The sequence below is a fragment of the Cellulosimicrobium sp. Marseille-Q8652 genome, from assembly GCF_965112045.1.
The window spans coordinates 2,052,717-2,076,170 of record NZ_CBCOPS010000002.1 but is presented as its reverse complement, the minus strand read 5'-3'; the positions used below and the strand labels follow the sequence as shown (position 1 = coordinate 2,076,170).

Here is a 23,454-nt window from a genome sequence, read left to right as displayed (position 1 = left end):
GGTGACCGGGCGTCGTCGGGGCCCGTCCCGGGTGCCGCTCGCCCCACCGAGGAGTTGTCATGTTCTGGTACGTCGCCCGCCGCTTCCTGCAGGTCCTCCCCGTCTTCCTCGGCGCCACCCTGCTGCTCTACGCCATGGTCTTCCTTCGCCCCGGCGACCCCGTCGGGGCGCTGGGCGGCGAGCGCGGGCTGCCCGATTCCGTGCAGGACCAGATCCGTGAGCGCTACCACCTGGACGAGCCGTTCATCGTCCAGTACCTCTACTTCCTCAAGGGCATCGTCACGCTCGACTTCGGCGTGACGTTCGCCGGACGGGACGTCGTGGACGTCATCGGGCAGGCCGTGCCCGTGACGTTCCAGCTCGCGCTCATGGCGCTCGCCATCGAGGCGGTCCTCGGCGTCGGGTTCGGGCTCGTCGCCGGCCTGCGCAAGGGCGGGATCTTCGACTCGTCGGTCCTCGTCCTGAGCCTGCTGCTCATCGCCGTCCCGACCTTCGTCCTCGGCTTCGTCCTGCAGTTCGTCGTGGGCGTCAAGCTGGGGTGGCTCCCCGTGACGGCCGGTCGCGACCCCGACGTCGTGAGCCTGCTGCTCCCGGCGATCGTGCTCGCCGGGACGTCCTTCGCGTACGTCCTGCGGCTCACGCGCACGTCCGTCGCGGAGAACCTCTCGGCGGACTTCGTCCGGACGGCGCGCGCCAAGGGCCTCTCCAGGTCCCGCGTCACGGGCCGCCACGTCCTGCGCAACTCGCTCATCCCCGTCGTGACGTTCCTCGGCCTCGACCTCGGCCAGCTCATGGCCGGGTCGATCGTGGTCGAGGGCATCTTCAACATCCAGGGCATCGGCGGGACGCTGTACGACGCCATCACGCGAGGCGAGAACGTCACCGTCGTCTCGCTGACGACCGTGCTCGTGATCGTCTACATCCTGGCGAACCTGGTCGTCGACCTCCTGTATGCCGTGCTCGACCCGAGGATCCGCTATGCCTGACACCGCCTTCCCCCGTGCGCCCGGAGCCGGGCGCCCCCGGCCCGGCCAGGAGCACACCGCGGCCGAGACCGACGAGAGCGGCCTCGGTGCCGTCGACGCGGTCGACACCAGCACGGCCCCGTCCAGCCTCTGGCGCGACGCGTGGCGCGCGATGCGCCGTCGGCCCCTCTTCTGGGTCGCGTCGGCGATCATCGTGCTCGTGTGCGCGATGGCGCTCTTCCCCGGGCTCTTCACGTCCCAGGGACCGCGCGTGTGCGACCTCTCGCGGTCGCTCGACCCCCCGAGCTCCGGGCACTGGTTCGGCTTCGACCAGCAGGGCTGCGACATCTACGCGCGCACGGTCTACGGGGCCCGGGCGTCGGTGACCGTGGGCGTCCTGACGACCGTCCTCGTCGTCGTCCTCGGCACCCTCGTCGGCGCCGTCGCCGGCTACTTCGGCGGGTGGTGGGACACGATCCTGTCGCGCACGATCGACATCTTCTTCGCCATCCCGCTGGTCCTCGCGGCCATCGTCCTCATGAGCCTCGCCCCGCGGCGCACCGCGTTCACCGTGGTGCTCGTGCTCGGGGTGTTCGGCTGGACCGCGATCGCGCGCATCACCCGCGGAGCGGTCATGTCGGTGAAGCAGTCGGAGTTCGTCACCGCCGCGCGCGCCCTCGGCATGGGCCGCGGCGCGATCCTCGTCCGGCACGTCCTGCTCAACGCGGCCGCGCCGATCATCGTCTACGCCACGGTCGCGCTCGGGACCTTCATCGTCGCCGAGGCCACGCTGAGCTTCCTCGGCATCGGTCTCCCGCCGTCCACGGTCTCGTGGGGCGGGGACATCTCGGCCGCGCAGCGCTCGATCCGCGTCGCGCCACAGATCCTGTTCTACCCGGCGGGGGCCCTGGCCCTCACGGTCCTCGGCTTCATCATGATGGGCGACGTCGTCCGCGACGCCCTCGACCCGAAGGCGCGCACGCGATGACGATCTCGATACCGCTGACCGACGAGGACGAGCGGACCGCACCGGACCCCGACGTCGCGCTGCTCGAGGTGCGCGGGCTGCACGTCTCGTTCCGCACGGCGACCGGGGTCGTCGACGCGGTCCGCGGTGCCGACCTCACGGTCTACCCCGGCCAGGCCGTGGCCATCGTGGGGGAGTCCGGCTCCGGCAAGTCGACGCTCGCGCACGCCGTCATCGACCTCCTGCCCGGCACGGGCCGCGTGACGTCGGGGAGCATCACGTTCGGCGGCCGCGACCTCGTGCGGCTCGGCCGGGCCGACAAGGAGAGGCTGCGCGGGAGCGAGATCGGCCTCGTCCCGCAGGACCCCATGTCGAACCTCAACCCCGTGTGGCGCATCGGGACCCAGGTGGAGGAGGCCCTGCGCGCCAACGGGTTCCCGGGCGGTCGGGCGGCGCGCCGGCGTCGCGTCGAGGAGCTGCTCGCGGAGGCCGGGCTGCCGGACGCCGCACGGCGCTCGCGGCAGTACCCGCACGAGTTCTCCGGAGGCATGCGACAGCGCGCCCTCATCGCGATCGGCCTCGCCTCCCGGCCTCGCCTGCTCATCGCGGACGAGCCGACGTCGGCCCTCGACGTCACCGTGCAGCGGCGGATCCTGGACCACCTGGAGATGCTGACCCAGGAGCTCGGCACCGCGGTCCTCTTCATCACCCACGACCTGGGGCTGGCCGCGGAGCGGGCCGAGCACCTCGTGGTGATGTTCAAGGGCCGGGTCGTCGAGTCCGGTCCCGCGGCACAGATCCTCGCGGACCCGGTGCACCCCTACACGCAGCGCCTCGTGGCGTCCGCGCCGTCGCTCGCGTCGCGCCGGATCCAGGCGGCGCACGAGCACGGCGAGGAGTCGGCGGAGCTGCTCGCGCACGACCCGGACTCCACCGCGACGGTCGGGGTCGACGAGGCGGTCGTCACGGTGCGCGACCTCACGAAGACGTTCGTCCTGCGGGGCGCCGGGACGGGCCGGAACGTGCTCACGGCCGTGGACGGCGTGTCGTTCTCCCTGCCGCGCGGCCGAACGCTCGCGCTCGTGGGCGAGTCGGGGTCCGGGAAGTCCACGGTCGCGAACATGGTCCTCGGCCTGATCGAGCCGACCTCCGGCTCCGTGCTGTTCGACGGCGCGGACGTGAGCCGTCTCGGGACCCGGCAGCAGTTCGCGTTCCGTCGACGCGTCCAGCCCGTGTTCCAGAACCCCTACGGGTCGCTCGACCCCATGTTCTCGGTGTACCGGACGATCGAGGAGCCCCTGCGGCTGCACCGGGTGGGCGACGCCCGGTCGCGGGAGGCCCGGGTCCGCGAGCTGCTGGACCTCGTGGCGCTGCCGTCGTCGACCATGCGGCGGTTCCCCAACGAGCTCTCCGGCGGGCAGCGCCAGCGCATCGCGATCGCCCGCGCGCTCGCGCTCGAGCCGGAGGTGGTCGTCCTCGACGAGGCGGTGTCGGCGCTCGACGTGCTGGTCCAGGCGCAGATCCTCGAGCTGCTCGGCAGGCTGCAGGACGACCTGGGGCTGTCCTACCTGTTCATCACGCACGACCTCGCCGTCGTGCGGCAGATCGCCGACGCGGTGCTCGTCATGAAGGAGGGGAAGGTCGTCGAGCAGGCCTCCACCGACGAGGTCTTCGACCGGCCGCGCGAGACCTACACCCAGGAGCTCCTCGCCGCGATCCCCGGGGCGCGGCTCGCGGGGGAGGCGCTCGCCGGCTGACGGGCAGGCACGGCGCGGGGCGGGCGGCACGGGGCGGGCGGCACAGGCCGCAGCGCGCGCCGCGGCCCGCGTGGCGGGAGCCACGACCGTGGACTGCGCACGGCCCTGTAGGATGGACGTCGCCCGGTCGACGGCGTTTCCTGCCGTGCCGGACGAGCGACCTCGCTCGTCCGCGCAGCGGTGTCGCGGGGGCACCCGTCCACGACGGGAGTCCGCGCTGCGTCGTCCCGCCCCTCCTCCTGAGATGAGTAACTGACATGTCTGTGCGCTCCGACCTGCGCAACGTCGCGATCGTCGCCCACGTCGACCACGGCAAGACGACCCTGGTCGACGCGATGCTGCGGCAGTCCGGCGCCTTCTCGGCGCACCAGCAGGTCGACGACCGCGTCATGGACTCCGGCGACCTCGAGCGGGAGAAGGGCATCACGATCCTCGCGAAGAACACCGCGGTCCGGTACGCCGGTCCGGCGGCGGCCGCGGTGGGCGAGCCCGAGGGCATCACGATCAACGTCATCGACACCCCGGGCCACGCCGACTTCGGCGGCGAGGTCGAGCGCGGACTGTCCATGGTGGACGGCGTCGTGCTGCTCGTCGACGCGAGCGAGGGCCCGCTCCCGCAGACGCGCTTCGTGCTGCGCAAGGCGCTCGCCGCGAAGCTCCCGGTGATCATCGTCGTCAACAAGGTCGACCGCCCCGACTCCCGCATCACCGAGGTCGTCGCCGAGGCGACGGACCTGCTCCTCGGTCTCGCGAGCGACCTCGCCGACGAGGTCCCGGACCTCGACCTCGACGCGATCCTCGACGTCCCCGTCGTCTACGCGTCCGCCAAGGCGGGCCGCGCGTCGCTCGACCAGCCGCTCGACGGCCAGCTCCCCGCGAACGAGGACCTCGAGCCCCTCTTCTCGACGATCCTCGAGAAGATCCCCGCCCCGACGTACGAGGAGGGCGCGCCGCTCCAGGCGCACGTCACGAACCTCGACGCGTCGCCGTTCCTCGGGCGTCTCGCGCTGCTGCGCGTCTTCAACGGCACGTTGCGCAAGGGCCAGGTCGTCGCGTGGGCACGCCACGACGGCACGATGCAGAACGTCAAGATCACCGAGCTCCTCGAGACGAAGGCGCTCGACCGCGTGCCGACCGACTCCGCCGCGCCCGGCGACATCGTCGCGGTCGCGGGCATCGCCGACATCACGATCGGCGAGACGCTCACGGACCCCGACGACCCGCGCCCCCTGCCGCTCATCACGGTCGACGACCCGGCCATCTCGATGACGGTCGGGATCAACACGTCGCCGCTCGCGGGCAAGGGCGGCAAGGGCCACAAGGTCACCGCGCGCCAGGTCAAGGACCGCCTCGACTCCGAGCTCGTGGGCAACGTGTCGCTGCGCGTCCTGCCGACCGACCGCCCCGACGCGTGGGAGGTCCAGGGCCGCGGCGAGCTCGCGCTCGCCATCCTCGTCGAGCAGATGCGCCGCGAGGGCTTCGAGCTCACCGTCGGCAAGCCGCAGGTCGTGACCCGCACCATCGACGGCAAGACGCACGAGCCGATGGAGCGCATGACGATCGACGTGCCCGAGGAGTACCTCGGCGCCGTCACGCAGCTCATGGCGCAGCGCAAGGGCCGCATGGAGACGATGTCGAACCACGGCACGGGCTGGATCCGCATGGAGTTCATGGTCCCGGCGCGCGGGCTCATCGGCTTCCGCACGCGCTTCCTCACGGAGACCCGTGGCACCGGCATCGCGTCGTCCATCTCCGAGGGCTACGAGCCGTGGGCCGGCCCCATCGAGACCCGCACGACCGGCTCGCTCGTCGCGGACCGTGCCGGCAAGGTGACGCCGTTCGCGATGATCAACCTCCAGGAGCGCGGCTCGTTCTTCGTCGACCCCACGCAGGAGGTCTACGAGGGGATGATCGTCGGCGAGAACTCGCGCAACGAGGACATGGACGTGAACATCACCAAGGAGAAGAAGCTCACGAACATGCGGTCCTCGACGGCCGACAACTTCGAGAACCTCATCCCGCCGCGCCACCTGACGCTCGAGGAGTCGCTCGAGTTCGCGCGCGAGGACGAGTGCGTGGAGGTCACGCCCGAGGTCGTGCGCATCCGCAAGGTGCTGCTCGACCAGACGGAGCGCGCCCGCGCGACGTCCCGGGCCAAGCGCGCCTGACCCCTCCCGTGGGAGACCCTGTCGCCCGTCCCGCCGTCGTGCCCGCCGGCAGCGTCCCGGTCGTGCCCGACGGCGGGCTGGTCGCCGTCCACGCGCACCCGGACGACGAGACGCTCGCGACGGGCGCGCTCCTCGCCACGTGGGCGGCGGCGGGGGAGAGCGTCACGGTCGTGACGTGCACGCGCGGGGAGCGCGGCGAGGTCATCGACACCGCCGTGCACCCGACCGGCGTGGGGCACCTCGAGGGTGACGGGCCCGCCCTCGCGACCCACCGCGAGGGCGAGCTCGCCCGGGCGCTCGCGGCGCTCGGGGTCCGCGACCAGGTCTTCCTCGACACGGTGCACCCGCTCGCACCGGGTCCGGGCGTCGGGAGCGACCTGCCGGACGGCGCCCCCGCGCCCCGGTACACCGACTCGGGCATGGCCTGGGCGGCGCCGGGCATCGCGCGCGCGGCGGCGGAGGCGGAGCTCCCCGAGGGCGCCCTCGTCGGCGTGCCGCTCGACGACGCGGCCGCCCGGCTCGCCGTGGTGGTCCGCTCGCGGCGACCCGCCGTCGTCGTGACGTACGAGGCCGGCGGCGGCTACGGGCACCCCGACCACGTGCGCGCGCACGAGATCGCGGTCCGTGCCCTGGAGCTGCTCGCGGCGGCGGGCCACGACACGCCCGAGCTCTGGTGCGCCGTCGTGCCCGCCGCGTTCCTGCGCTCCGCCCGGCGCGCCCTGGGCGAGCGCCCGGAGGTCGGCGCGCTGATCGAGCGCTCCCACGGCCTCACGCTGCCGGACCCCGCCGCGCCGCTGCCGTCCGTCGCGCTCGAGGGACCGCCCGGGGCCGGCGAGGTCGCGCGCCCAGCCGGCGCGCCGCCGGTGCAGGCACTGCGGGCCGTCCCGGTGGCGCCGGTGCTCCCGCGGGTGCTGGACGCCCTGCGTGCGCACGCCACCCAGGTCCAGCACGTCGGAGCGGCGCCCTCCGTCCCGCAGGACGCGACGCTCGTGGGGTGGTACGCGCTCAGCAACGACGTGCTCGCGCCCCTGCCTTCACACGAGTTCTACGCCGCCTCCCGTCCCGCTCTGCGGGGCCCCCGGGATTCCGGCGTCCGCGGCCAGTAGCCTCTACCTGTGGAAACCAGCACCGGAGGTCTCGTGGGTCGTGGGGCGGCGTGCGCGCTGATCGGGGCCGTCGTCGGTCTCGTCGGCACGGTCGCGCACCGTGCACCCGTCGTCGACCTGCCGGCGCTGCACCTCGGGCTCGTCCTCGCGCTCCTCGCCGTCCTCGCCGGCAGCGTGCTCTCGCGCGCCTGGGGCGGCTACGCCGGCCTGCTCGGCTTCGGGATCGGCTGGGTCGCCGTCGTGCAGATCCTCTCGCTCGAGGGGCCGGGAGGTGACGTCCTCGTCCCCGGGCAGGTCGTCGGGTACGTCTGGATCTACGGCGGTCTGCTGGTCGTCGCGCTCGCCGCGTTCCTCCCGCGCTCGTGGTTCAGCGAGCGGCCCGTGCGGGCCGCGCTCCACGAGCGCCAGGTGGGGCAGAGCGGACATCAGGTGTAGATCCGCCCGGATAGAATCCCCGGTGCGGGCCACCGCACCCCTCGTCGTCATGCGCGCCTCGGCGCGCCCTCGCGTCACGGAGACAGTGGATGGGTCAGCCGACCGATCGAGACGAAGCTCTCGGCACGCCGCAGGACGCCTCGCCGGTACCGTCGGCGGGCGAGCCGTCGACCCCGGCCGACGCGGGAGAGCCGACGCCCCCGGCGACGCAGGGGGCGGCGACGGAGCGGCCGGCGCCGACGGCGGACGACGCCCTCGACGCCGCTGCGGCTGCCCAGCCCGAGGAGCGCGCCACGGTGCCCGACGAGGCGCCACTGCAGGATGAGCAGTCGACGTCGCGACCCGGCGACGTGGCGGCGACCGACGAGGTCGCGGTGGCCGACGCCGCACCGACCGAGGACGACGTCCCGGCGACCGGCGACGCCACGGTGACCGCGGACGTCCCGGTGGTCGACGACGCCACGGTGACCGCGGACGCCCCGGCGACCGCGGACGGGGCGGCCGTCGGCCCGGCCGGTAGCCTGCCCGACGCTGCCGCGCCCGACGGTGCCGCGCCGACGGTGACCGACGCCGGACCGGACCCCGTGCCCACGACCTCGGACGAGGCGCTCGAGGACCCGGACGACGACACGCCGTACGTCCCCCTCGTCTTCGCGTTCGACCCCAGCGTCTCCGCGGTCGTGCGGTCCGCCGACGAGCGCTCGACGCCGGCGGCGGAGGCGGCCGTCACCGCGGGGCCCGAGGATGCCCGGACCGCTGCGGTCGAGCCGAGGAGCGCCGAGCCGGGGCCCGCCGAGACGGAGGCTGCCGACACTGAGTCCGCCGAGACGGAGCCCGTCGTGGCGCCGTCCGCCGCTGCCTCGCACGCCGCCACCGAGCCGGAGCCGAGCGCGGCCCCGGCCGCCGGTCCGGCGGCCACGTCTCCCGAGGCGGCGACCGTCGCGTCCGCTCCCGCCGAGCCCGCTCCTGCCGAGCCCGCTCCGGCCGAGCACGCTCCGGCTGAGCCCGCTCTCGCCGAGCCTTCCTCTGCCGAGCCCGTTCGTCCCGAGCCCGCTCCTGCCGAGCCCGCTCCGGCCGAGCACGCTCCGGCTGAGCCCGCTCTCGCCGAGCCTTCCTCTGCCGAGCCCGTTCGTCCCGAGCCCGCTCCTGCCGAGCCCGTTCCTGCCGAGCCCGTTCCTGCCGAGGCGGGGACCGCGGCCGCCGGGGCGGGCACCGCGGCGGCGGACACCGTGGTCCTGGAGCCCGTGGTCGCGCCGGTCGCCGCCGCACCCGTCGCCGCGGCCGAGCGGACCGAGGTGCTCCCCGCCGTCGCGCCGTGGGAACGGCCCGCCCCGGTGCGGGTCTCCGCCCGACCGGCCACGGTCCCCGCGGCTGCGCCGCACGGCGCGCCGGCCGAGACCGCCGAGCCAGCCGCCGCGGCCACCGCGGTCGGCGCGTTCCCGCCCGTCCCGCCCGACGAGGAGCGCGTGACCTCGCCGTTCGACGGCTTCGAGGAGGACGGACCGCGCCGGGGCTGGGTGCGGGGCCTGCTGTGGACCGGCATCGCGGTCCTCGTGCTCGGCGGCCTCTACACCGGGGCCCAGTGGTACTTCTCCGACAAGGTCCCGAGCGGGACGACGGTCGCCGGCGTGGACGTCGGCGGCAAGACCCGCACCGCGGCGCAGGACGAGCTCGAGTCCGCTCTCGGTCCGCGCGCGGCGGAGCCCGTGACCCTCGTCGCGGGTGATGCGACCACGACGCTCGACCCCGCGGCGGCCGGGCTCACGTTCGACGCGGCGGCGACCGCGGAGGAGCTCACGGCGTTCTCGATGAACCCCGTGCGCCTGTGGGAGCACCTGTTCGGCGGCGAGGAGAAGCCGCCCGTCGTGACCGTCGACGAGGCCGCGCTCGACGCGCAGGTCGAGGCGCTGCGCGGTGGTCTCGACGTCGCACCGGTCGACGGGACCGTCCAGTTCATCGACGGGGCGCCGACCGCGACCCCGGCCACCGACGGCGCGTCCGTCGTCGGCGACGCCGCGACCGACGCGATCGCCTCCCGCTGGCTCGTCGCCGACGGCCCGATCGAGCTCGCGACCGAGCCCGTCGCCCCGGAGATCACCCAGGAGGAGACGGACGCGGCGCTCGCCGAGGCGCAGAAGGTCGTGTCGGCACCCGTGGTGGTGAGCGTGGGCGACCAGTCGCCCGAGCTCCCCGTGGAGACGCTCGCCGCGACCGCGTCGTACGCGGCGGCCGACGGCGCCCTCACGCTCACGTTCGACGGCGCCGCGCTCGTCCAGGCGGTCGTGGACCGCACGAACGACCTGCTCACCGTCCCGGACGACGCGCACTTCGTGTTCTCGAACGGCGTCCCGGTCATCGAGGGCGGTGCGCCGGGGACGACCATCGACCCGGCGGCCATCGCGACCGCCGTCTCGACCGCCGCGACCGGCGACGACCGGACCGCGGCGGTGGAGCTCGTCGAGAGCGACCCCGCGCAGTCCGTCGCCGCGCTCGAGGCGCTCGGGGTCAAGGAGAAGGTCTCGGAGTTCTCGACCCCGCTGACGAACGAGCCCGTGCGCACGGAGAACCTGCGGGTCGGGGCGAGCAAGGTCGACGGCACGCTCGTCCTGCCCGGGGAGACGTTCTCCCTGACCGAGGCGCTGTCCCCGATCACGGCCGCCGGCGGCTACCGGTCGGCCGGCATCGTGCAGGACGGCAAGCACATCGAGGGTGTGGGCGGCGGCCTGTCGCAGATGGCGACGACGACGTACAACGCGGGCTTCTTCGCCGGTCTCGAGGACGTCGAGCACCGTCAGCACAGCTACTGGTTCACGCGCTACCCGGCGGGCCGGGAGGCCACGATCTTCGTCGGCTCGCTCGACATGCGGTTCAAGAACGACACGCCGTACGGCGTGCTCATGCAGTCGTGGGTCGGCGGCGGGCAGCTGCACGTCGCGATCTGGAGCACGAAGCACTTCGAGGTCGAGACCACCGCGAGCCAGAAGTCGAACGTCGTCCAGCCGACGACCGTGACCCACACGGGCCCCGACTGCGTGCCGCAGGCTGCGGGCAACCCGGGCTTCTCGATCACGAACTACCGCAAGGTCTACCTGGACGGCGAGCTCGTCAAGGACGAGGCGGACCGGTGGACCTACAAGCCGGACAACCAGGTGGTCTGCGCTCCCTGAGCGCACCACCGGACGAGGAGAGCGCATGCTGGGACGCAGCGAACGGGAGTCGGGACCGCAGGCGCTGCTCGCCGCGACGGCCGCGGGCTGGGCCACCGACGGCGACGACGTCGGGCGCTCCGGGCCCGACGCGCTGCTGGACCTCGGCTCCACGACCGCGACCCTGTCCACCGTCGCGAGGATCGACGGGCTCTCCGCGGTGGTGCACCTCGGCCACCCCGCGCAGCCGTCGCACGAGCTCGAGCGAGCCCTGCTCGCCGCACCGCCCTCCCTCGTCCTCACGGCGGCGGTCGCCGTCCCCGCCCAGTGGGTGTGGGTCGGGCGGTCGGCCGGCGCGCAGGACGCGTCGGGACCGGTCGTCGTGGACGAGGCGGGCATGCGCGACCGGCGGCACGTGCTGCGGACCATGGGCATGACGCCTCGCCTCGTCCCGACGCGCACGTCGCTCGAGGAACGGGTCGCGCTGGCCGGCTCGGACGGCACGCTCGTCGTCGAGCGCTCGGTCGCCACGTCCGCGCTGGCGCCGCTCGGGTTCGCCGAGCTCCCCGGGAGCGAGGCGCTGTCCCAGGGCGCTCCGGTCTGGTACGGGCTGCTCGAGTCGCGCGGGTCGGCGCCCCGCGCCGCGGGCGCGGCGCAGGTCTGGCTCGCGTTCGGTCCGCGCGACGACCACCGCGGCTCGCTGCAGCAGACGCTGGGACTCGTCGCGGACGCCGGGATCGACCTGCAGCACGTGCGCAGCCACCGCTCGCAGGCCGGTCCGCACATCTTCTTCTCCGCGTTCTCCTGCCCGGGTGCGGACGTCCTCGACCGTCTCGTCCGGGACTTCGACGACCGCGGCGTCGCGCACCGCCTCCTCGCCGTGCTGCCCGGGCAGGAGTTCGTCCCGGGTCCGGACGCCCTCGCACCGCGGTGGTCCGAGGCCGAGGTCCCGTCGCAGGCGCCGGGCGCGCCGGTGACCGAGCCCGACCTGCGGCCGGCGTGACCGGCGTCGGGTACCTGGGCCCGCAGGGCTCGTTCACGCACCAGGCCGCCGCGGGCTGGGCCGTCGACCACGCCGACGGCGCACCGCTCGTCGCCCGGGGATCCGTCGCGGACGTCTTCGCGGCCGTCGCGGACGCGACCGACGCGCGCGGCGTCGTCGCGATCGAGAACACGGTCGAGGGCTACGTGGTCCCGTCGCTCGACGCGATCGTCGGCAGCGCCACGGTCGTCGCGGTCGACGAGGTCGTGCTCGACATCTCGTTCGACGCGTTCGTCCGCCCGGACCACGGGGAGCTCGTCGAGGTGAGCGCGCACCCCCACGGGCTCGCGCAGTGCCAGCGGTTCGTCGCGCGCGAGGGGTGGCGTCCCGTCCCGGCCGCGTCGAACGCGGCGGCGTGCCGCGACGCCACGGCGCACCAGGTCGCGCTCGGCCCCAGCATCTGCGGCGAGCTCTACGGCCTGGCCACCTACGCCCGCGGCGTCGAGGACTTCGCCGGGGCCCGCACCCGCTTCCTCGTCCTCGCGCCGCGCTCCGCCGCGCCCGGCGTGCTGGCGCGGACCCGTGCGGGGCACGACGGCGCGTGGCGCACCATGATCGCCGTCACGCCCGTCGTCACCGGGCCGGGCGTGCTCGCACGGATCACGCGCTCGTTCGGCGCGCGGGGCGTCAACCTGTCGAGCCTCATCACGCGTCCCCTGAAGGCCGTGGCCGGGACGTACGTCTTCGTGCTCACCGTCGACGGCGCCCCGTGGGACGCGCCGGTGCGCTCGGTCCTCGAGGACCTGGTCGCCGCGGGCGACTCGCTCAAGACGCTGGGCGTCGTCCCCGCGCGCGGCGAGCTGGACGAGTCGGTGCACGCCGACGTCGACGCGGCGCACGTCCCCGTCGGGAGCGTCGGCGACGCCTCGTCGCCGCGGGACCTCGAGAGCGGGCTCCTGTGGTGACCGCGTCGGACGTCGGCGTCGAGCCGTCGGGCACGACGCCGCCGCGCTCGGTCGCCGTCGTCGGGCTGGGGCTCGTCGGCGGCTCGCTCGCTCGGCTGCTGCACGCGCGCGGCGTCGCCGTCACCGGGTTCGACGCGACGTCGACGACGCGCGCCGCGGCCCGCGAGGCGGGCCTGCACGTCGCGGGCGACGTCGAGGCGCTGTGCGTCGAGGAGCCGGACGTGCTCGTCCTGGCCGTGCCGCTGCGCGCGATGCGTGCCGTGGCGACCGAGGTGGGGCGGCACGTGCGAGGTGCGACGGTGGTCACCGACGTGGGCAGCGTCAAGGCCGCGGTGCGCAGCGCCGTCGGCGCCGCCGGCCTCGCGGGGCGCTACGTGGGCGCGCACCCCATGGCCGGGACGGAGCACTCCGGCTTCGACGCGTCGGACCCCGCCCTGCTCGACGCGGCCCGCTGGGCGCTGACGGTCGACCCGACGACGCGGGCCGACGCGTTCGCCACGGTGCTGCGCCTCGTCACCGGGCCCCTCGGCGGGGCGGCGCACGTCGTGACCGACGACGTCCACGACGAGTCGACCGCCCTCATCAGCCACGTGCCGCACGTGCTCGCGACGGAGCTGCTCGGCGTCGTCGCCGACGCCCCGGTGCGCGACGTCGCGCTCGGCCTGTCGGCCGGCAGCTTCCGCGACGCGACGCGCGTGGGCCGCACGGACGCGCGACGCACCGAGGCGATGGTGACCGACAACGCGGCGTGGGTCGCCTCCGCGCTCCGGGTCGTCGTGCGGGACCTCGAGCGGCTCGTGCGCGCGCTCGAGTCGAACGCGCCCGTCGGCGAGTTCTTCGACCGGCCCGACGCCGTCCGCGCCCTCCTCGCGGAGACCGCATCCGGGCGCGCGCCGGAGCACGTCGTCCTCGACGACGCGGGGGAGTGGCGCGACCGGCTCACCGCGCTCGGGGCACAGGGTCGCGTCGCGGTCGGCGTGGAGGACGGCGTCGTCGTCGTCCGCTGACCGGGGCGGACGGTGCGACGCGGGTTGCCGCACCAGGACGGGCGCCGCAGGTCCGGGAGCCTCAGGCCGGGCGGCGCGGCGGGCGCGGCGGCACGACCTTCCCCGCGACGATCTCGGACAGGGGGACCACGACGACCGGGGGGCCGGCGTCCGCGGGGCCGTGCCCGCGATGGGGCGGCGCGCCGCCGCCCGCGTCCTCGTGCAGCGTCAGCGCGGTGTCGTCGGAGCTCACCACGACCCCGATGACGTCCGTGAGCGTCTTCCCGTCGGGCGTGACCTCGGCGGCGCCGAGACGCCGTCGCACGACGACCCGCGTCCCCGGTGCCCACGTCCGCCACGGGTCCGCGGCGGGCGTCGGAGCGGCCCGCTCGTGCTCGTGCGTCATGTCACGTCCGTCCACTGGCTGGTCCGCGGTGGCCGACCACCGCCCGACCTGAGCGATACTAGACGTGCATGCCCTCCGTGACCGCGTGCGGTCGAAGCCGGGGGCACGTGCCCCCACGTGACCCGGCACCTCTCGCCGCGCCAGGTCCGAACGCCGCCAGAAAGGTTCCCGGTCGTGACATACGTGATCGCCCAGCCGTGCGTCGACGTCAAGGACAAGGCGTGCATCGAGGAGTGTCCCGTGGACTGCATCTACGAGGGCAAGCGGTCGCTGTACATCCACCCGGACGAGTGCGTCGACTGCGGTGCGTGCGAGCCCGTGTGCCCGGTCGAGGCCATCTACTACGAGGACGACGTCCCCACCGAGTGGAGCGACTACTACCGCGCGAACGTCGAGTTCTTCGACGCGCTCGGGTCTCCGGGCGGCGCCGCGAAGATGGGTCTCATCGAGAAGGACGACCCGATGATCGCGGCCCTCCCGCCGCAGGCCTGACCGGCCGGCGGGTCATGGGCTTCGCCGACCTCTCCGGCCTCGCCTACCCCTGGGACACGCTCGCCCCGTACACCGCGCGGGCGCGCGCCCACCCGCGCGGACTCGTCGACCTGTCGATCGGCACGCCGGTCGACCCGACCCCGACGGTCGTGCGGGACGCGCTCGCCGCGGCGTCAGACGCCCCCGGCTACCCGACGACGCACGGCACGCCCGCCCTGCGCGAGGCCGTGGCCGCGTGGTTCGCGCGACGGCGCGGGGTCGTGGGCCTCGACCCGGACGCGGTCCTCCCGTCGGTCGGCAGCAAGGAGCTCGTCGGTCTCCTGCCGTCGCTCCTGCGCCTCGGCCCCGGGGACGTCGTCGTGCACCCCGAGACGGCCTACCCCACGTACGACGTGGGTGCGCGCCTGGCGGGCGCGACGCCGCTGGCGACCGACGACGTCGACGCGTGGGCCGGGCGTCGCGACGTCCGCCTCGTGTGGGTCAACTCGCCGAGCAACCCGACCGGCCGCGTGCTCGACGCCGACCACCTCGCGCGCGTGGTCGCCGCGGCCCGGGAGATCGGTGCCGTCGTGGCGAGCGACGAGTGCTACGCCGAGCTGGCGTGGGCGGCCCCCTACGCGACCGAGGGGGTCCCGAGCCTGCTGGACGCCGGCGTGAGCGGCGGCTCGCACGAGGGGCTGCTCGTGACGTACTCCCTGTCGAAGCAGTCGAACGTCGCCGGCTACCGCGCGGCGTTCGTGGCGGGCGACCGCCGCCTCGTCGCGGACCTGCTCGCCACGCGCAAGCACCTCGGCATGATCGTGCCCGCGCCGGTGCAGGCGGCCATGGTCGCCGCCCTGACCGACGACGCCCACGTCGCGGCGCAGCGCGAGGTCTACGGGCGCCGCCGCGAGGTGCTGCTCGCGTCGCTCCGGGGCGCGGGCCTCGAGGTCGACCACTCGGAGGCGGGCCTCTACCTCTGGTCGCGGCCGGTGGCCGGTCCGGCCGGTCCCGCCGAGCCGGCGGACTGCTGGCGGACCGTCTCGGCGCTCGCCGACCTCGGCATACTGGTCGGACCGGGCGCGTTCTACGGCAGGGCGGGCGCCGGGCACGTCCGGGTCGCCCTCACGGCGAGCGACGAACGCGTCCACGAGGCTGCTGCGCGACTCTCCGGAGCCCCCTCGTTGGTGTGATCCGCATCACTCGGGGGTGGGGATCTCGTGACGGTTCAGGATTGGTCACGTGCGGGTGATGCGGGGTACGGTCGACCGCGCGGCAACGGCGCGAGCAGCAGCAGGAAGGGAACCATGACCACCACACAGCAGGCGACGGTCCGCCTCCTCGTCGACGACCAGGCGCAGGACCTGCCCGTGGTCGCGGCGACCGAGGGCAACGACGGCATCGTCGTGTCCTCGTTGCTCAAGTCGACCGGTCTGGTGACCGTCGACCCCGGATTCATGAACACCGCCTCGTGCGAGTCGAGCGTCACGTACATCGACGGCGACGCCGGCATCCTGCGCTACCGCGGCTACCCCATCGAGCAGCTCGCCGAGCAGTCGAGCTTCCTCGAGGTCGCGTACCTCCTCATCCACGGCGAGCTGCCCGACACGCCGACGCTCGACGCGTTCGTCGAGCGCGTCAACCGGCACACCCTCGTGCACGAGGACTTCCGCACCTTCATGGGCACGTTCCCGCGCAACGCCCACCCCATGGCCGTCCTCTCCTCGGCGATCAACGCGCTGTCGACGTTCTACCCCGAGTCCCTCGACCCCTTCGACGACGAGACGGTCGAGCTCGCCACGGTCCTGCTGCTGGCCAAGACGCGCACCATCACGTCCTACCTGCACCGCCGCCGCGTCGGCGAGCCGCTGCTCTACCCCGACTACTCGCGCGGGTACGTCGACGACTTCCTGCGCATGACGTTCGCGACCCCGTACCAGCAGTACGAGGCCGACCCGGTCGTCGTCGACGCGCTCGACAAGCTCCTCATCCTGCACGCGGACCACGAGCAGAACTGCTCGACGTCGACCGTGCGCGTCGTCGGCTCGTCGCACGCCAACCTCTACGCGTCCGTCGCGGCCGGCGTCAACGCCCTCTCCGGCCCCCTGCACGGCGGGGCCAACGAGGCCGTCCTGACGATGCTCGACAAGATCGCGAGCGCCGAGTACGACGTCGACACCTTCATGATGAAGGTGAAGAACAAGGAGGACGGTGTCCGCCTCATGGGCTTCGGGCACCGCGTCTACAAGAACTACGACCCGCGCGCGGCGATCGTCAAGAAGTCCGCCGACGCCGTGCTGTCGACCCTCGGCAAGAAGGACCAGCTCCTCGACATCGCCATGCGCCTCGAGGAGATCGCGCTCCAGGACGACTACTTCGTGGAGCGCAAGCTCTACCCGAACGTCGACTTCTACACCGGCCTCATCTACAAGGCCATGGGCTTCTCGCCCGCGATGTTCACGCCGCTCTTCGCGCTCGGCCGCATGCCCGGCTGGATCGCGCAGTGGCGCGAGATGATGAAGGACCCGCAGACGAAGATCGGTCGTCCGCGCCAGGTCTACGTGGGCGCGACCGAGCGGGACTACGTCCCCGTCGCCGACCGCTGAGGTCCGTCCTCCCCGCAGCACGCCCGGACGCCGCGTCGCCACCTCCCGGTGGGGCGCGGCGTCCGTGCGTCCCTGGTCGCCACCGGGGGATGGGTGCGCGGCGCCGGTCCGACGGTCGCGCGCACGCAGCTCAGGCGGGGTCGGGCGTCGCGACGGTGAGGCGGACGGAGCCGGGCGTGGGCGGGACGGCGTCGTCGGGCGCGACCGCGGTCCACGTGGGGTCGGCGCGGGTCCAGCGGCGGTCGGCGACCTCGACCGTCTCGACGTTCGTCGCGTCCGCGGAGGCGACGGCCCACTGGGCGACGGCCCACGCGGCGCGGTCCGGGCCGCCGTCGCCGGCCGCCGTCGGGAGGGGCGTGGCGTCGACGGTGACGACGTCCGGTCGCGCGCCGTCCTGCCGGGCGACGGGGAGGTCGCCGAGGTCGCGGGAGACGCGGGCCGTGAGGAGGGCGGCCGGGTCGGCGTCCGCCGCGGGGAGCTCGCTGTCCGCGACGGCCGCGAGGTCGCACGTGAGGGTCGCGGGGGAGTAGCCCGTGAGGGCCGAGGCCCACGCGCGCGAGCGGGGCTCGTGCTGGGCGTAGGCGTCGGGGAAGCCGGAGCGCTGCACGGCCTGGGCCGCGACGGTGACCTCCATGTCCTCGTAGCCCTCGATCGTCGCGAGGACGTCGTAGAACGCGTTCGTCGAGTAGACGGGGTCCATGATCTGCTCGACGCTGCCCCATCCCTGGGACGGGCGCTGCTGGAACAGCCCGACGGAGTCGCGGTCGCCGTAGTCGATGTTGACGAGACGCGACTCCTGGAGCGCCGTGGCGATGCCGATCGTCCCGGCTCGGGCGGGGAACCCGCGGCGCACGGCCGTCGCGGTGACGAGCGCGGCGTTGTCGGCCTGCACGGTCGACAGGTACCAGGTGCGACCGTCCGCGGTGGCGGCGCAGCGCTCGGCGACGGGCGTGTCGTCGTCGAGACGGTTGAGGGCGACGACGACGGCGCCCACCGCGACCGCGGTCACCGTGAGGAGGGTGACCGCGGCGCGCAGCGGTCGCCGACGGCGTCGTCCGGCCCGCGCCGGCGGCAGGGGCCGTGCGGTGCGTGCTGGGGACATCGTCGTCGGCTCGTCGGAGAGGTCAGTTCGCGTGCAGCGCGGCGTTGAGCTCGACGCCGGTCCCGGTGCGCGACACGGCCTCGACACCGCCGGTGAGGGAGTTGCGGCGGAACAGCAGGCCGGACCGCCCGGCGAGCTCGCGGGCCTTGACCACGAGCGGGGCGCCGGCGTCGTCGTGCTGACCGACCACGGTGACCTTGGTGCCCGCGGTGACGTACAGCCCGGACTCGACGACGCAGTCGTCCCCCAGCGGGATGCCGAGGCCGGCGTTCGCGCCGAGCAGGGAGCGCCGGCCCACGGAGATGACCTCGCGTCCGCCCCCGGACAGCGTGCCCATGATGGAGGCGCCGCCGCCGACGTCGGACCCGTCGCCCACGACGACGCCCGCGGAGATGCGGCCCTCGACCATCGAGGCGCCGAGCGTCCCGGCGTTGAAGTTGACGAACCCCTCGTGCATGACGGTCGTGCCGGGCGCGAGGTGCGCGCCGAGGCGGACGCGGTCGGCGTCGGCGATGCGGACGCCCGCGGGGACGACGTAGTCCACCATGCGCGGGAACTTGTCGACGCCGAGGACGGTCACGGACAGACCTGCTGCGCGCAGGCGCAGGCGCGTCTCCTCGAAGCCGGTCGTGGAGCAGGGTCCGTGGTTCGTCCAGACGACGTTCGCGAGGACGCCGAAGATGCCGTCGAGCGCGAGGCCGTGCGGCTCCACGAGGCAGTGCGACAGCAGGTGCAGGCGCAGGTAGGCGTCGGCGGTGTCCGCGGGCGGGACGTCCAGGTCGATCTCGGTGCGCACGACGACGACCTCGACGCCGCGGACCTCGTCCCGCTCCGCGAGCGCCTCCAGCGACGCGGGGACGCTCGCGTCCCCGGGGGCCGGGCCGAGCGCGGGCGTGGGGTACCAGACGTCGAGCACGGTGCCGTCGTCGGCGACGGTCGCGAGGCCGAGGCCCCATGCCGTGCGGGGTCCGGGGCGGCCTCGGCCGGGGTGGTCGCGGGGGTCGCAGAAGTCATGCGAGCAGCCTATCGGCCGCCGGTAGGGTGCTGGGGTGACCTCTCCCACGGCCCCTCCCGCGACCCCCGCCCGGCCCGTGCTCGACCTGACGGGCGATCTCGTCGCGCTGTTCCGCGCCGTGTGCGACACGCCGTCGGTGAGCGGCGACGAGGCGGCGCTCGCCGACGCGGTCGAGGCCGCGCTGCGCGGGCTCGCCCACCTCGACGTGGTGCGTGACGGCGACACGGTGGTGGCGCGCACGTCCCTGGGCCGCGAGCGCCGCGTCGTGATCGCCGGGCACCTGGACACGGTCCCGCTCACGGACCCGCCGAACCTGCCGACCCGCGTCGTCGGGCACGGCGACGAGGCCGAGGTCTGGGGCCGCGGCACGGTCGACATGAAGGGTGGCGTCGCGGTCCAGCTCGCGCTGGCCGCGGAGCTCGTGGAGCCCGCGCAGGACGTCACGTGGATCTTCTACGACAACGAGGAGGTCGCGGCGGAGCTGAACGGTCTGGGGCGCCTCGTCCGCAACCGTCCGGACCTCGTCGCCGGCGACTTCGCCGTCCTGGGGGAGCCCACGTCCGCCGGGCTCGAGGGCGGGTGCAACGGCACGCTGCGGGCCGACGTGCGCGTCCCCGGCGTGGCCGCGCACTCGGCGCGCGCGTGGACGGGCTCGAACGCGATCCACGCCGCGCACGAGGTGCTGGACCGCCTCGCGGCGTACGCCCCGGCGGAGGTCGAGGTGGACGGGCTCGTGTACCGCGAGGGCCTCAACGCCGTCGGCATCCGCGGGGGCATCGCCGGGAACGTCGTGCCGGACGAGTGCGTCGTGACGGTCAACTACCGGTTCGCGCCGTCCCGCACCGTCGAGGACGCGACGCGCCACGTGGCGGAGCTGTTCGCCGGGTTCGAGGTCGTGGTGACCGATGCGGCGCCCGGCGCTCGCCCCGGTCTCGACGACCCGCTGGCCGCCGGGTTCGCGGCGAGGGTCCTCGCGGTGACCGGCGGCGCGCCGGGCCCGAAGTACGGCTGGACGGACGTCGCGCGCTTCGCCGAGCTCGGCGTCCCCGCCGTGAACTTCGGCCCGGGCGACCCCCTCCTCGCCCACAAGGACGACGAGCGGTGCCCGGTCGGGCAGCTCGCGCTGTGCCGCGACGCGCTCCGCGCATGGCTGACGGGCGACGACGCGGCATAGGCTCGGCGCATGAGCCACATCACCGGTGCAGGCGGGCGGGCCGAGAGGCGCCAGGACGGGTCGGACGAGGGGATGCCCCAGCAGGGCACGGGGTACCGCAAGGGCCCGGTCCTCCTGCGCGGCGACCAGATCCCGCAGCAGACGACGGACCAGCGGCTGCTGGACTCGAGCCAGAGCGCGGACTGGGTGCACTCCGACCCGTGGCGCGTGATGCGGATCCAGAGCGAGTTCGTCGAGGGCTTCGGCGCGCTCGCCGAGCTCGGTCCGGCCGTCTCGGTCTTCGGCTCCGCGCGGACCAGGCCCGACCACCCGGACTACGCCCTCGCCGAGGACGTCGGACGGCGGCTGGTCGCCGAGGGGTTCGCCGTCATCACGGGCGGTGGGCCGGGGATCATGGAGGCCGCCAACAAGGGCGCGTACGAGGCCGGCGGCACGTCGGTCGGTCTCGGGATCGAGCTGCCGTTCGAGCAGGGGATGAACCCCTACGTGAACCTCGGCGTGAACTTCCGCTACTTCTTCGCGCGCAAGACCATGTTCGTCAAGTACGCGCAGGGGTTCGTCGTGCTCCCGGGCGGGTTCGGGACGTTCGACGAGCTGTTCGAGGCTCTGACGCTCGTCCAGACGCACAAGATCACCGAGTTCCCGCTCGCGCTGGTCGGCTCGGACTACTGGGGCGGTCTGCTGGAGTGGGCGCGGTCCGCGGTGGTCGACCGCGGCATGATCAGCGCCCAGGACGTGGACCTGCTGCACGTGTGCGACGACCCCGCGGAGGCCGTGGCCTACGTGTGCGAGCGCGGCGAGCAGCTGCGCGCCGAGGAGTTCGAGGCTGCCGCGGAGCTCGAGGCCGCGCAGCTGCGCGCCGCCGACGCCGGCTGACCGGCGTGCGCGTGGACCTGCCCCCGGTCGGCGTGCCGCCGCGCGGCACGACGCTCGTCCTGCGCGGGCGCGCGCTCGAGCGCCCTGCGGTCATGGCGATCGTCAACCGGACGGACGACTCGTTCTGGGCGGGTGCCCGCCAGCTCGACGACGGCGCGGCGCTCGCGGCCGTGGCGCGCGCGGCCGACGAGGGCGCGGACCTCGTCGACGTCGGCGGGGTCCGTGCGGGCGTCGGCCCCGAGGTCACGACGGCGGAGGAGATCCGTCGGGTCGTGCCGTTCGTGGCCCGCGTCCGCGAGGAGTTCCCGGAGCTGCTGGTCAGCGTCGACACGTGGCGGGCCGAGGTCGCGCACGAGGCGGCGCTCGCGGGTGCCGACCTCGTCAACGACACGTGGGCCGGGCACGACCCGCACCTGGTCGAGGTGGCGGGCGAGCGCGGCATCGGGGTCGTGTGCTCCCACACGGGCGGTGCGACGCCGCGGACCGACCCGTACCGCGTGGCCTACCCGGCGCTGCCCGGCGCGGCGGACCCCCGCGACGGCGTCGTGCAGGACGTCGTCGCGACGCTGCGCGCCGCGGCCGAGCGGGCCGTCGCGTGCGGCGTCCCGCGTGGCTCCGTGCTCGTCGACCCGACGCACGACTTCGGCAAGAACACGTGGCACTCGCTGCACCTGCTGCGGCGCACGGAGGTCCTCGCCGGTCTGGGCTTCCCGCTCCTCATGGCCCTGTCGCGCAAGGACTTCGTGGGCGAGACCCTCGACCTGCCCGCCGACGAGCGCCTCGAGGGCACCCTCGCCGCGACCGCGGTCGCCGCCTGGCTCGGCGCGCGGGTGTTCCGCGCGCACGACGTCGCGGCGACGCGCCGCGCGCTGGACCTCGTCGCGGCGGTGCGCGACGAGGAGCCGCCGGCGAGGGCGCTGCGAGGGCTGGCGTGAGGACGCCCCACGCCGCACCGCCCGCGCGGGGCGCGCCGACCGTCCGGTCCTCGGGTCGGGCGGGCCCGGTCCTGCGTCCGCGCTCGTGGCCGTGGTGGGTGCAGGCGCTCGCCGTCTACGGCCTCGCGCGCGCCCTGAGCGCGGCGGTCCTGGTCGTCGTCTCGCGCTCCCAGGAGGAGAACCTCTGGACCGGCGCGGCGCCGTCGTACCTCGCCTACACGGGCCGCATGTGGGACGCGAGCTGGTACGAGCAGATCTACGCGTCCGGCTATCCCGCCGTCCTCCCCGTGGGCGAGGACGGCACCGTCGAGCAGAACGCGTGGGCCTTCTTCCCGCTGTTCCCGACGCTCGTCCGCGGCCTCGACGCGGTCACCGGCGCCGGCTGGGACGTCCTGGCGCCGACGCTCGCTCTCGTGTGCGGCGCGGGGGCCGTCGTCGTGATCCACCGGCTCGTCGCCACGGCGGGCGCGGCGGCCGTCGCCCGGCGGCCCGGCCTGCCGCTCGCGACCGTGCTGCTCGTCAGCGTCTTCCCGTCGAGCCCGGTGCTCCAGGTCGCCTACACGGAGTCGCTCGCCCTGCTGCTGGTCGCGGCGTCGCTGCTGCTCGTCGCCCGCCACCGGTACGCCTGGGCGGCGCTCGTGGTCCTGCTCCTCGGGCTCACGCGCGCGGTCGCGCTGCCCATGGCGGCGGTCGTCGTCTGGCACGGGGTCGTCCGGTGGCGCCGGGGCGACCTGCGGCTGCCCGACGTCGCGCGCCTCACCGGTCTCCTCGTCGTGGCCCTCGGCAGCGGGCTGCTGTGGCCGTGGCTGTGCGGGCTCGTGACGGGCACGCACCAGGCCTACTTCCGCACGCAGGAGGCGTGGCGCGGGGGAGCGGAGGTCGTCCCGTTCGTGCCGTGGGTCGACGTGTCGCGGTGGCTGTTCGACGGCGCCGGGCCCTGGGTCCTCGGGCTGCTCCTCGTCGTGGTCGCGGTCCTGGTGCTCAACCCCGTCGCGGCGCGTCTCGGTCCGGAGATGCACGCGTGGGCAGGGGCCTACCTCGCCTACCTCGTCGCGACGGTCCAGCCGGGCACGTCGCTCGTGCGCTTCCTCCTCCTCGCGTTCCCCCTCGGCGCGGTCACGGCCGGGTGGACCCGGTCGCGGGCGTGGCTCGTCGCGGTGTGCGCGGCGTTCGTGGTCGGGCAGGCGTGGTGGGTGTGGGAGCTGTGGCGCCTCGTCCCGCCGTCGGGCTGGCCGCCGTGACGCCCGGGGCGTGGGCCGGTGTGAACTAGACTGTGCTGCGGGCGTCGTCGGAGGTCGGACGCGCGTCCGGGGTGCGCGGTGGCGGATCCCCGGACGTCGGTCGGGCCGCGATGGGCGCCCCTCCCCGCGCACGCGGGGTGAACCCGGGACT

At 74.6% G+C, this 23,454-nt stretch carries 20 protein-coding genes; 17 read left to right on the top strand and 3 right to left on the bottom strand.

Annotated features, from left to right (window positions below; all coding sequences use genetic code 11):
* The first annotated feature begins 59 nt into the window (after positions 1-59).
* The 10 genes from ACWPWV_RS19375 to ACWPWV_RS19330 all read left to right on the top strand — a co-directional run bounded on the left by ACWPWV_RS19375 (position 60) and on the right by ACWPWV_RS19330 (position 13,498).
* Positions 60-986, top strand: coding sequence for an ABC transporter permease (locus ACWPWV_RS19375; protein WP_454044509.1), 927 nt, complete (start codon positions 60-62; stop codon positions 984-986).
* A complete protein-coding gene (locus tag ACWPWV_RS19370; protein ID WP_454044508.1) occupies positions 979-1,953 on the top strand; it encodes an ABC transporter permease in 975 nt (324 codons plus the stop codon). The genes ACWPWV_RS19375 and ACWPWV_RS19370 overlap by 8 nt, the downstream gene beginning before the upstream one ends.
* Positions 1,950-3,689 (top strand): dipeptide ABC transporter ATP-binding protein, encoded by a 1,740-nt coding sequence (locus ACWPWV_RS19365; RefSeq protein ID WP_454044507.1) that lies wholly within the window; start codon positions 1,950-1,952, stop codon positions 3,687-3,689. Before ACWPWV_RS19370 ends, ACWPWV_RS19365 begins: the two co-directional genes overlap by 4 nt.
* Before the next feature lie 257 nt (positions 3,690-3,946).
* Entirely contained in the window at positions 3,947-5,857 is a 1,911-nt protein-coding gene (gene typA, locus ACWPWV_RS19360; protein ID WP_454044506.1) for a translational GTPase TypA, read from the top strand.
* 8 nt (positions 5,858-5,865) lie between these two features.
* A complete protein-coding gene (locus ACWPWV_RS19355) occupies positions 5,866-6,963 on the top strand; it encodes a PIG-L family deacetylase (protein ID WP_454044505.1) in 1,098 nt (365 codons plus the stop codon).
* Between the two features lie 9 nt (positions 6,964-6,972).
* The gene (locus tag ACWPWV_RS19350; protein WP_454044504.1) at positions 6,973-7,398 is read left to right on the top strand and encodes a DUF6113 family protein; all 426 of its coding nucleotides are present in this window, start codon (positions 6,973-6,975) and stop codon (positions 7,396-7,398) included.
* Between the two features lie 89 nt (positions 7,399-7,487).
* The gene (locus ACWPWV_RS19345) at positions 7,488-10,565 is read left to right on the top strand and encodes a VanW family protein (protein ID WP_454044503.1); all 3,078 of its coding nucleotides are present in this window, start codon (positions 7,488-7,490) and stop codon (positions 10,563-10,565) included.
* A 25-nt stretch (positions 10,566-10,590) separates the two neighbouring features.
* Entirely contained in the window at positions 10,591-11,547 is a 957-nt protein-coding gene (locus ACWPWV_RS19340) for a hypothetical protein (protein WP_454044502.1), read from the top strand.
* Positions 11,544-12,491 (top strand): prephenate dehydratase, encoded by a 948-nt coding sequence (locus tag ACWPWV_RS19335; protein ID WP_454044501.1) that lies wholly within the window; start codon positions 11,544-11,546, stop codon positions 12,489-12,491. Before ACWPWV_RS19340 ends, ACWPWV_RS19335 begins: the two co-directional genes overlap by 4 nt.
* On the top strand, positions 12,488-13,498 hold the full coding sequence (locus ACWPWV_RS19330) for a prephenate dehydrogenase (protein ID WP_454044500.1): 1,011 nt from the start codon (positions 12,488-12,490) through the stop codon (positions 13,496-13,498). Before ACWPWV_RS19335 ends, ACWPWV_RS19330 begins: the two co-directional genes overlap by 4 nt.
* Before the next feature lie 61 nt (positions 13,499-13,559).
* On the opposite strand, the gene ACWPWV_RS19325 is transcribed toward ACWPWV_RS19330, so the two are convergent.
* A complete protein-coding gene (locus ACWPWV_RS19325; protein WP_454044499.1) occupies positions 13,560-13,883 on the bottom strand; it encodes a hypothetical protein in 324 nt (107 codons plus the stop codon).
* 174 nt (positions 13,884-14,057) lie between these two features.
* Here ACWPWV_RS19325 and fdxA point away from each other — a divergent pair, with 174 nt between their 5' ends.
* From fdxA to ACWPWV_RS19310, 3 genes are all read left to right on the top strand, one after another.
* Entirely contained in the window at positions 14,058-14,375 is a 318-nt protein-coding gene (gene fdxA, locus ACWPWV_RS19320) for a ferredoxin (RefSeq protein ID WP_454044498.1), read from the top strand.
* 14 nt (positions 14,376-14,389) lie between these two features.
* Positions 14,390-15,547, top strand: a complete 1,158-nt coding sequence (gene dapC, locus ACWPWV_RS19315) for a succinyldiaminopimelate transaminase (RefSeq protein WP_454044497.1) — start codon at positions 14,390-14,392, stop codon at positions 15,545-15,547.
* Positions 15,548-15,661: 114 nt separating this feature from the next.
* Complete coding sequence (locus ACWPWV_RS19310) at positions 15,662-16,960, top strand: citrate synthase (protein WP_454044496.1); 1,299 nt, start codon at positions 15,662-15,664, stop codon at positions 16,958-16,960.
* Between the two features lie 130 nt (positions 16,961-17,090).
* On the opposite strand, the gene ACWPWV_RS19305 is transcribed toward ACWPWV_RS19310, so the two are convergent.
* Both ACWPWV_RS19305 and dapD read right to left on the bottom strand, forming a co-directional pair.
* Positions 17,091-18,062 carry a hypothetical protein gene (locus ACWPWV_RS19305; RefSeq protein WP_454044495.1) on the bottom strand — a complete coding sequence of 324 codons (972 nt, stop codon included), beginning with the start codon at positions 18,060-18,062 and terminating at the stop codon, positions 17,091-17,093.
* A 22-nt stretch (positions 18,063-18,084) separates the two neighbouring features.
* On the bottom strand, positions 18,085-19,089 hold the full coding sequence (gene dapD, locus ACWPWV_RS19300; protein WP_454044610.1) for a 2,3,4,5-tetrahydropyridine-2,6-dicarboxylate N-succinyltransferase: 1,005 nt from the start codon (positions 19,087-19,089) through the stop codon (positions 18,085-18,087).
* Between the two features lie 22 nt (positions 19,090-19,111).
* Here dapD and dapE point away from each other — a divergent pair, with 22 nt between their 5' ends.
* Genes dapE through ACWPWV_RS19280 form a run of 4 tightly spaced genes read left to right on the top strand, consistent with a single transcriptional unit; the run spans position 19,112 to position 23,303 of the window.
* Positions 19,112-20,251, top strand: coding sequence for a succinyl-diaminopimelate desuccinylase (dapE, locus tag ACWPWV_RS19295; protein ID WP_454044494.1), 1,140 nt, complete (start codon positions 19,112-19,114; stop codon positions 20,249-20,251).
* Between the two features lie 9 nt (positions 20,252-20,260).
* Positions 20,261-21,127 carry an LOG family protein gene (locus tag ACWPWV_RS19290; protein WP_454044493.1) on the top strand — a complete coding sequence of 289 codons (867 nt, stop codon included), beginning with the start codon at positions 20,261-20,263 and terminating at the stop codon, positions 21,125-21,127.
* 17 nt (positions 21,128-21,144) lie between these two features.
* Positions 21,145-22,062, top strand: coding sequence for a dihydropteroate synthase (gene folP / locus ACWPWV_RS19285; RefSeq protein WP_454044609.1), 918 nt, complete (start codon positions 21,145-21,147; stop codon positions 22,060-22,062).
* The gene (locus ACWPWV_RS19280) at positions 22,059-23,303 is read left to right on the top strand and encodes a hypothetical protein (protein ID WP_454044492.1); all 1,245 of its coding nucleotides are present in this window, start codon (positions 22,059-22,061) and stop codon (positions 23,301-23,303) included. The genes folP and ACWPWV_RS19280 overlap by 4 nt, the downstream gene beginning before the upstream one ends.
* Positions 23,304-23,454: the final 151 nt, after the last annotated feature.

Bases quoted from the DNA above. Each gene is read 5' to 3' on its own strand.
- ACWPWV_RS19340 (WP_454044502.1), top strand. From the start codon at position 10,591: ATGCTGGGACGCAGCGAACGGGAGTCGGGACCGCAGGCGCTGCTCGCC.
- dapC (WP_454044497.1), top strand. From the start codon at position 14,390: ATGGGCTTCGCCGACCTCTCCGGCCTCGCCTACCCCTGGGACACGCTC.
- ACWPWV_RS19310 (WP_454044496.1), top strand. From the start codon at position 15,662: ATGACCACCACACAGCAGGCGACGGTCCGCCTCCTCGTCGACGACCAG.
- ACWPWV_RS19345 (WP_454044503.1), top strand. From the start codon at position 7,488: ATGGGTCAGCCGACCGATCGAGACGAAGCTCTCGGCACGCCGCAGGAC.
- ACWPWV_RS19375 (WP_454044509.1), top strand. From the start codon at position 60: ATGTTCTGGTACGTCGCCCGCCGCTTCCTGCAGGTCCTCCCCGTCTTC.
- ACWPWV_RS19290 (WP_454044493.1), top strand. From the start codon at position 20,261: ATGAGCCACATCACCGGTGCAGGCGGGCGGGCCGAGAGGCGCCAGGAC.
- ACWPWV_RS19305 (WP_454044495.1), bottom strand. From the start codon at position 18,062: ATGTCCCCAGCACGCACCGCACGGCCCCTGCCGCCGGCGCGGGCCGGA.
- ACWPWV_RS19325 (WP_454044499.1), bottom strand. From the start codon at position 13,883: ATGACGCACGAGCACGAGCGGGCCGCTCCGACGCCCGCCGCGGACCCG.
- ACWPWV_RS19365 (WP_454044507.1), top strand. From the start codon at position 1,950: ATGACGATCTCGATACCGCTGACCGACGAGGACGAGCGGACCGCACCG.
- typA (WP_454044506.1), top strand. From the start codon at position 3,947: ATGTCTGTGCGCTCCGACCTGCGCAACGTCGCGATCGTCGCCCACGTC.
- ACWPWV_RS19370 (WP_454044508.1), top strand. From the start codon at position 979: ATGCCTGACACCGCCTTCCCCCGTGCGCCCGGAGCCGGGCGCCCCCGG.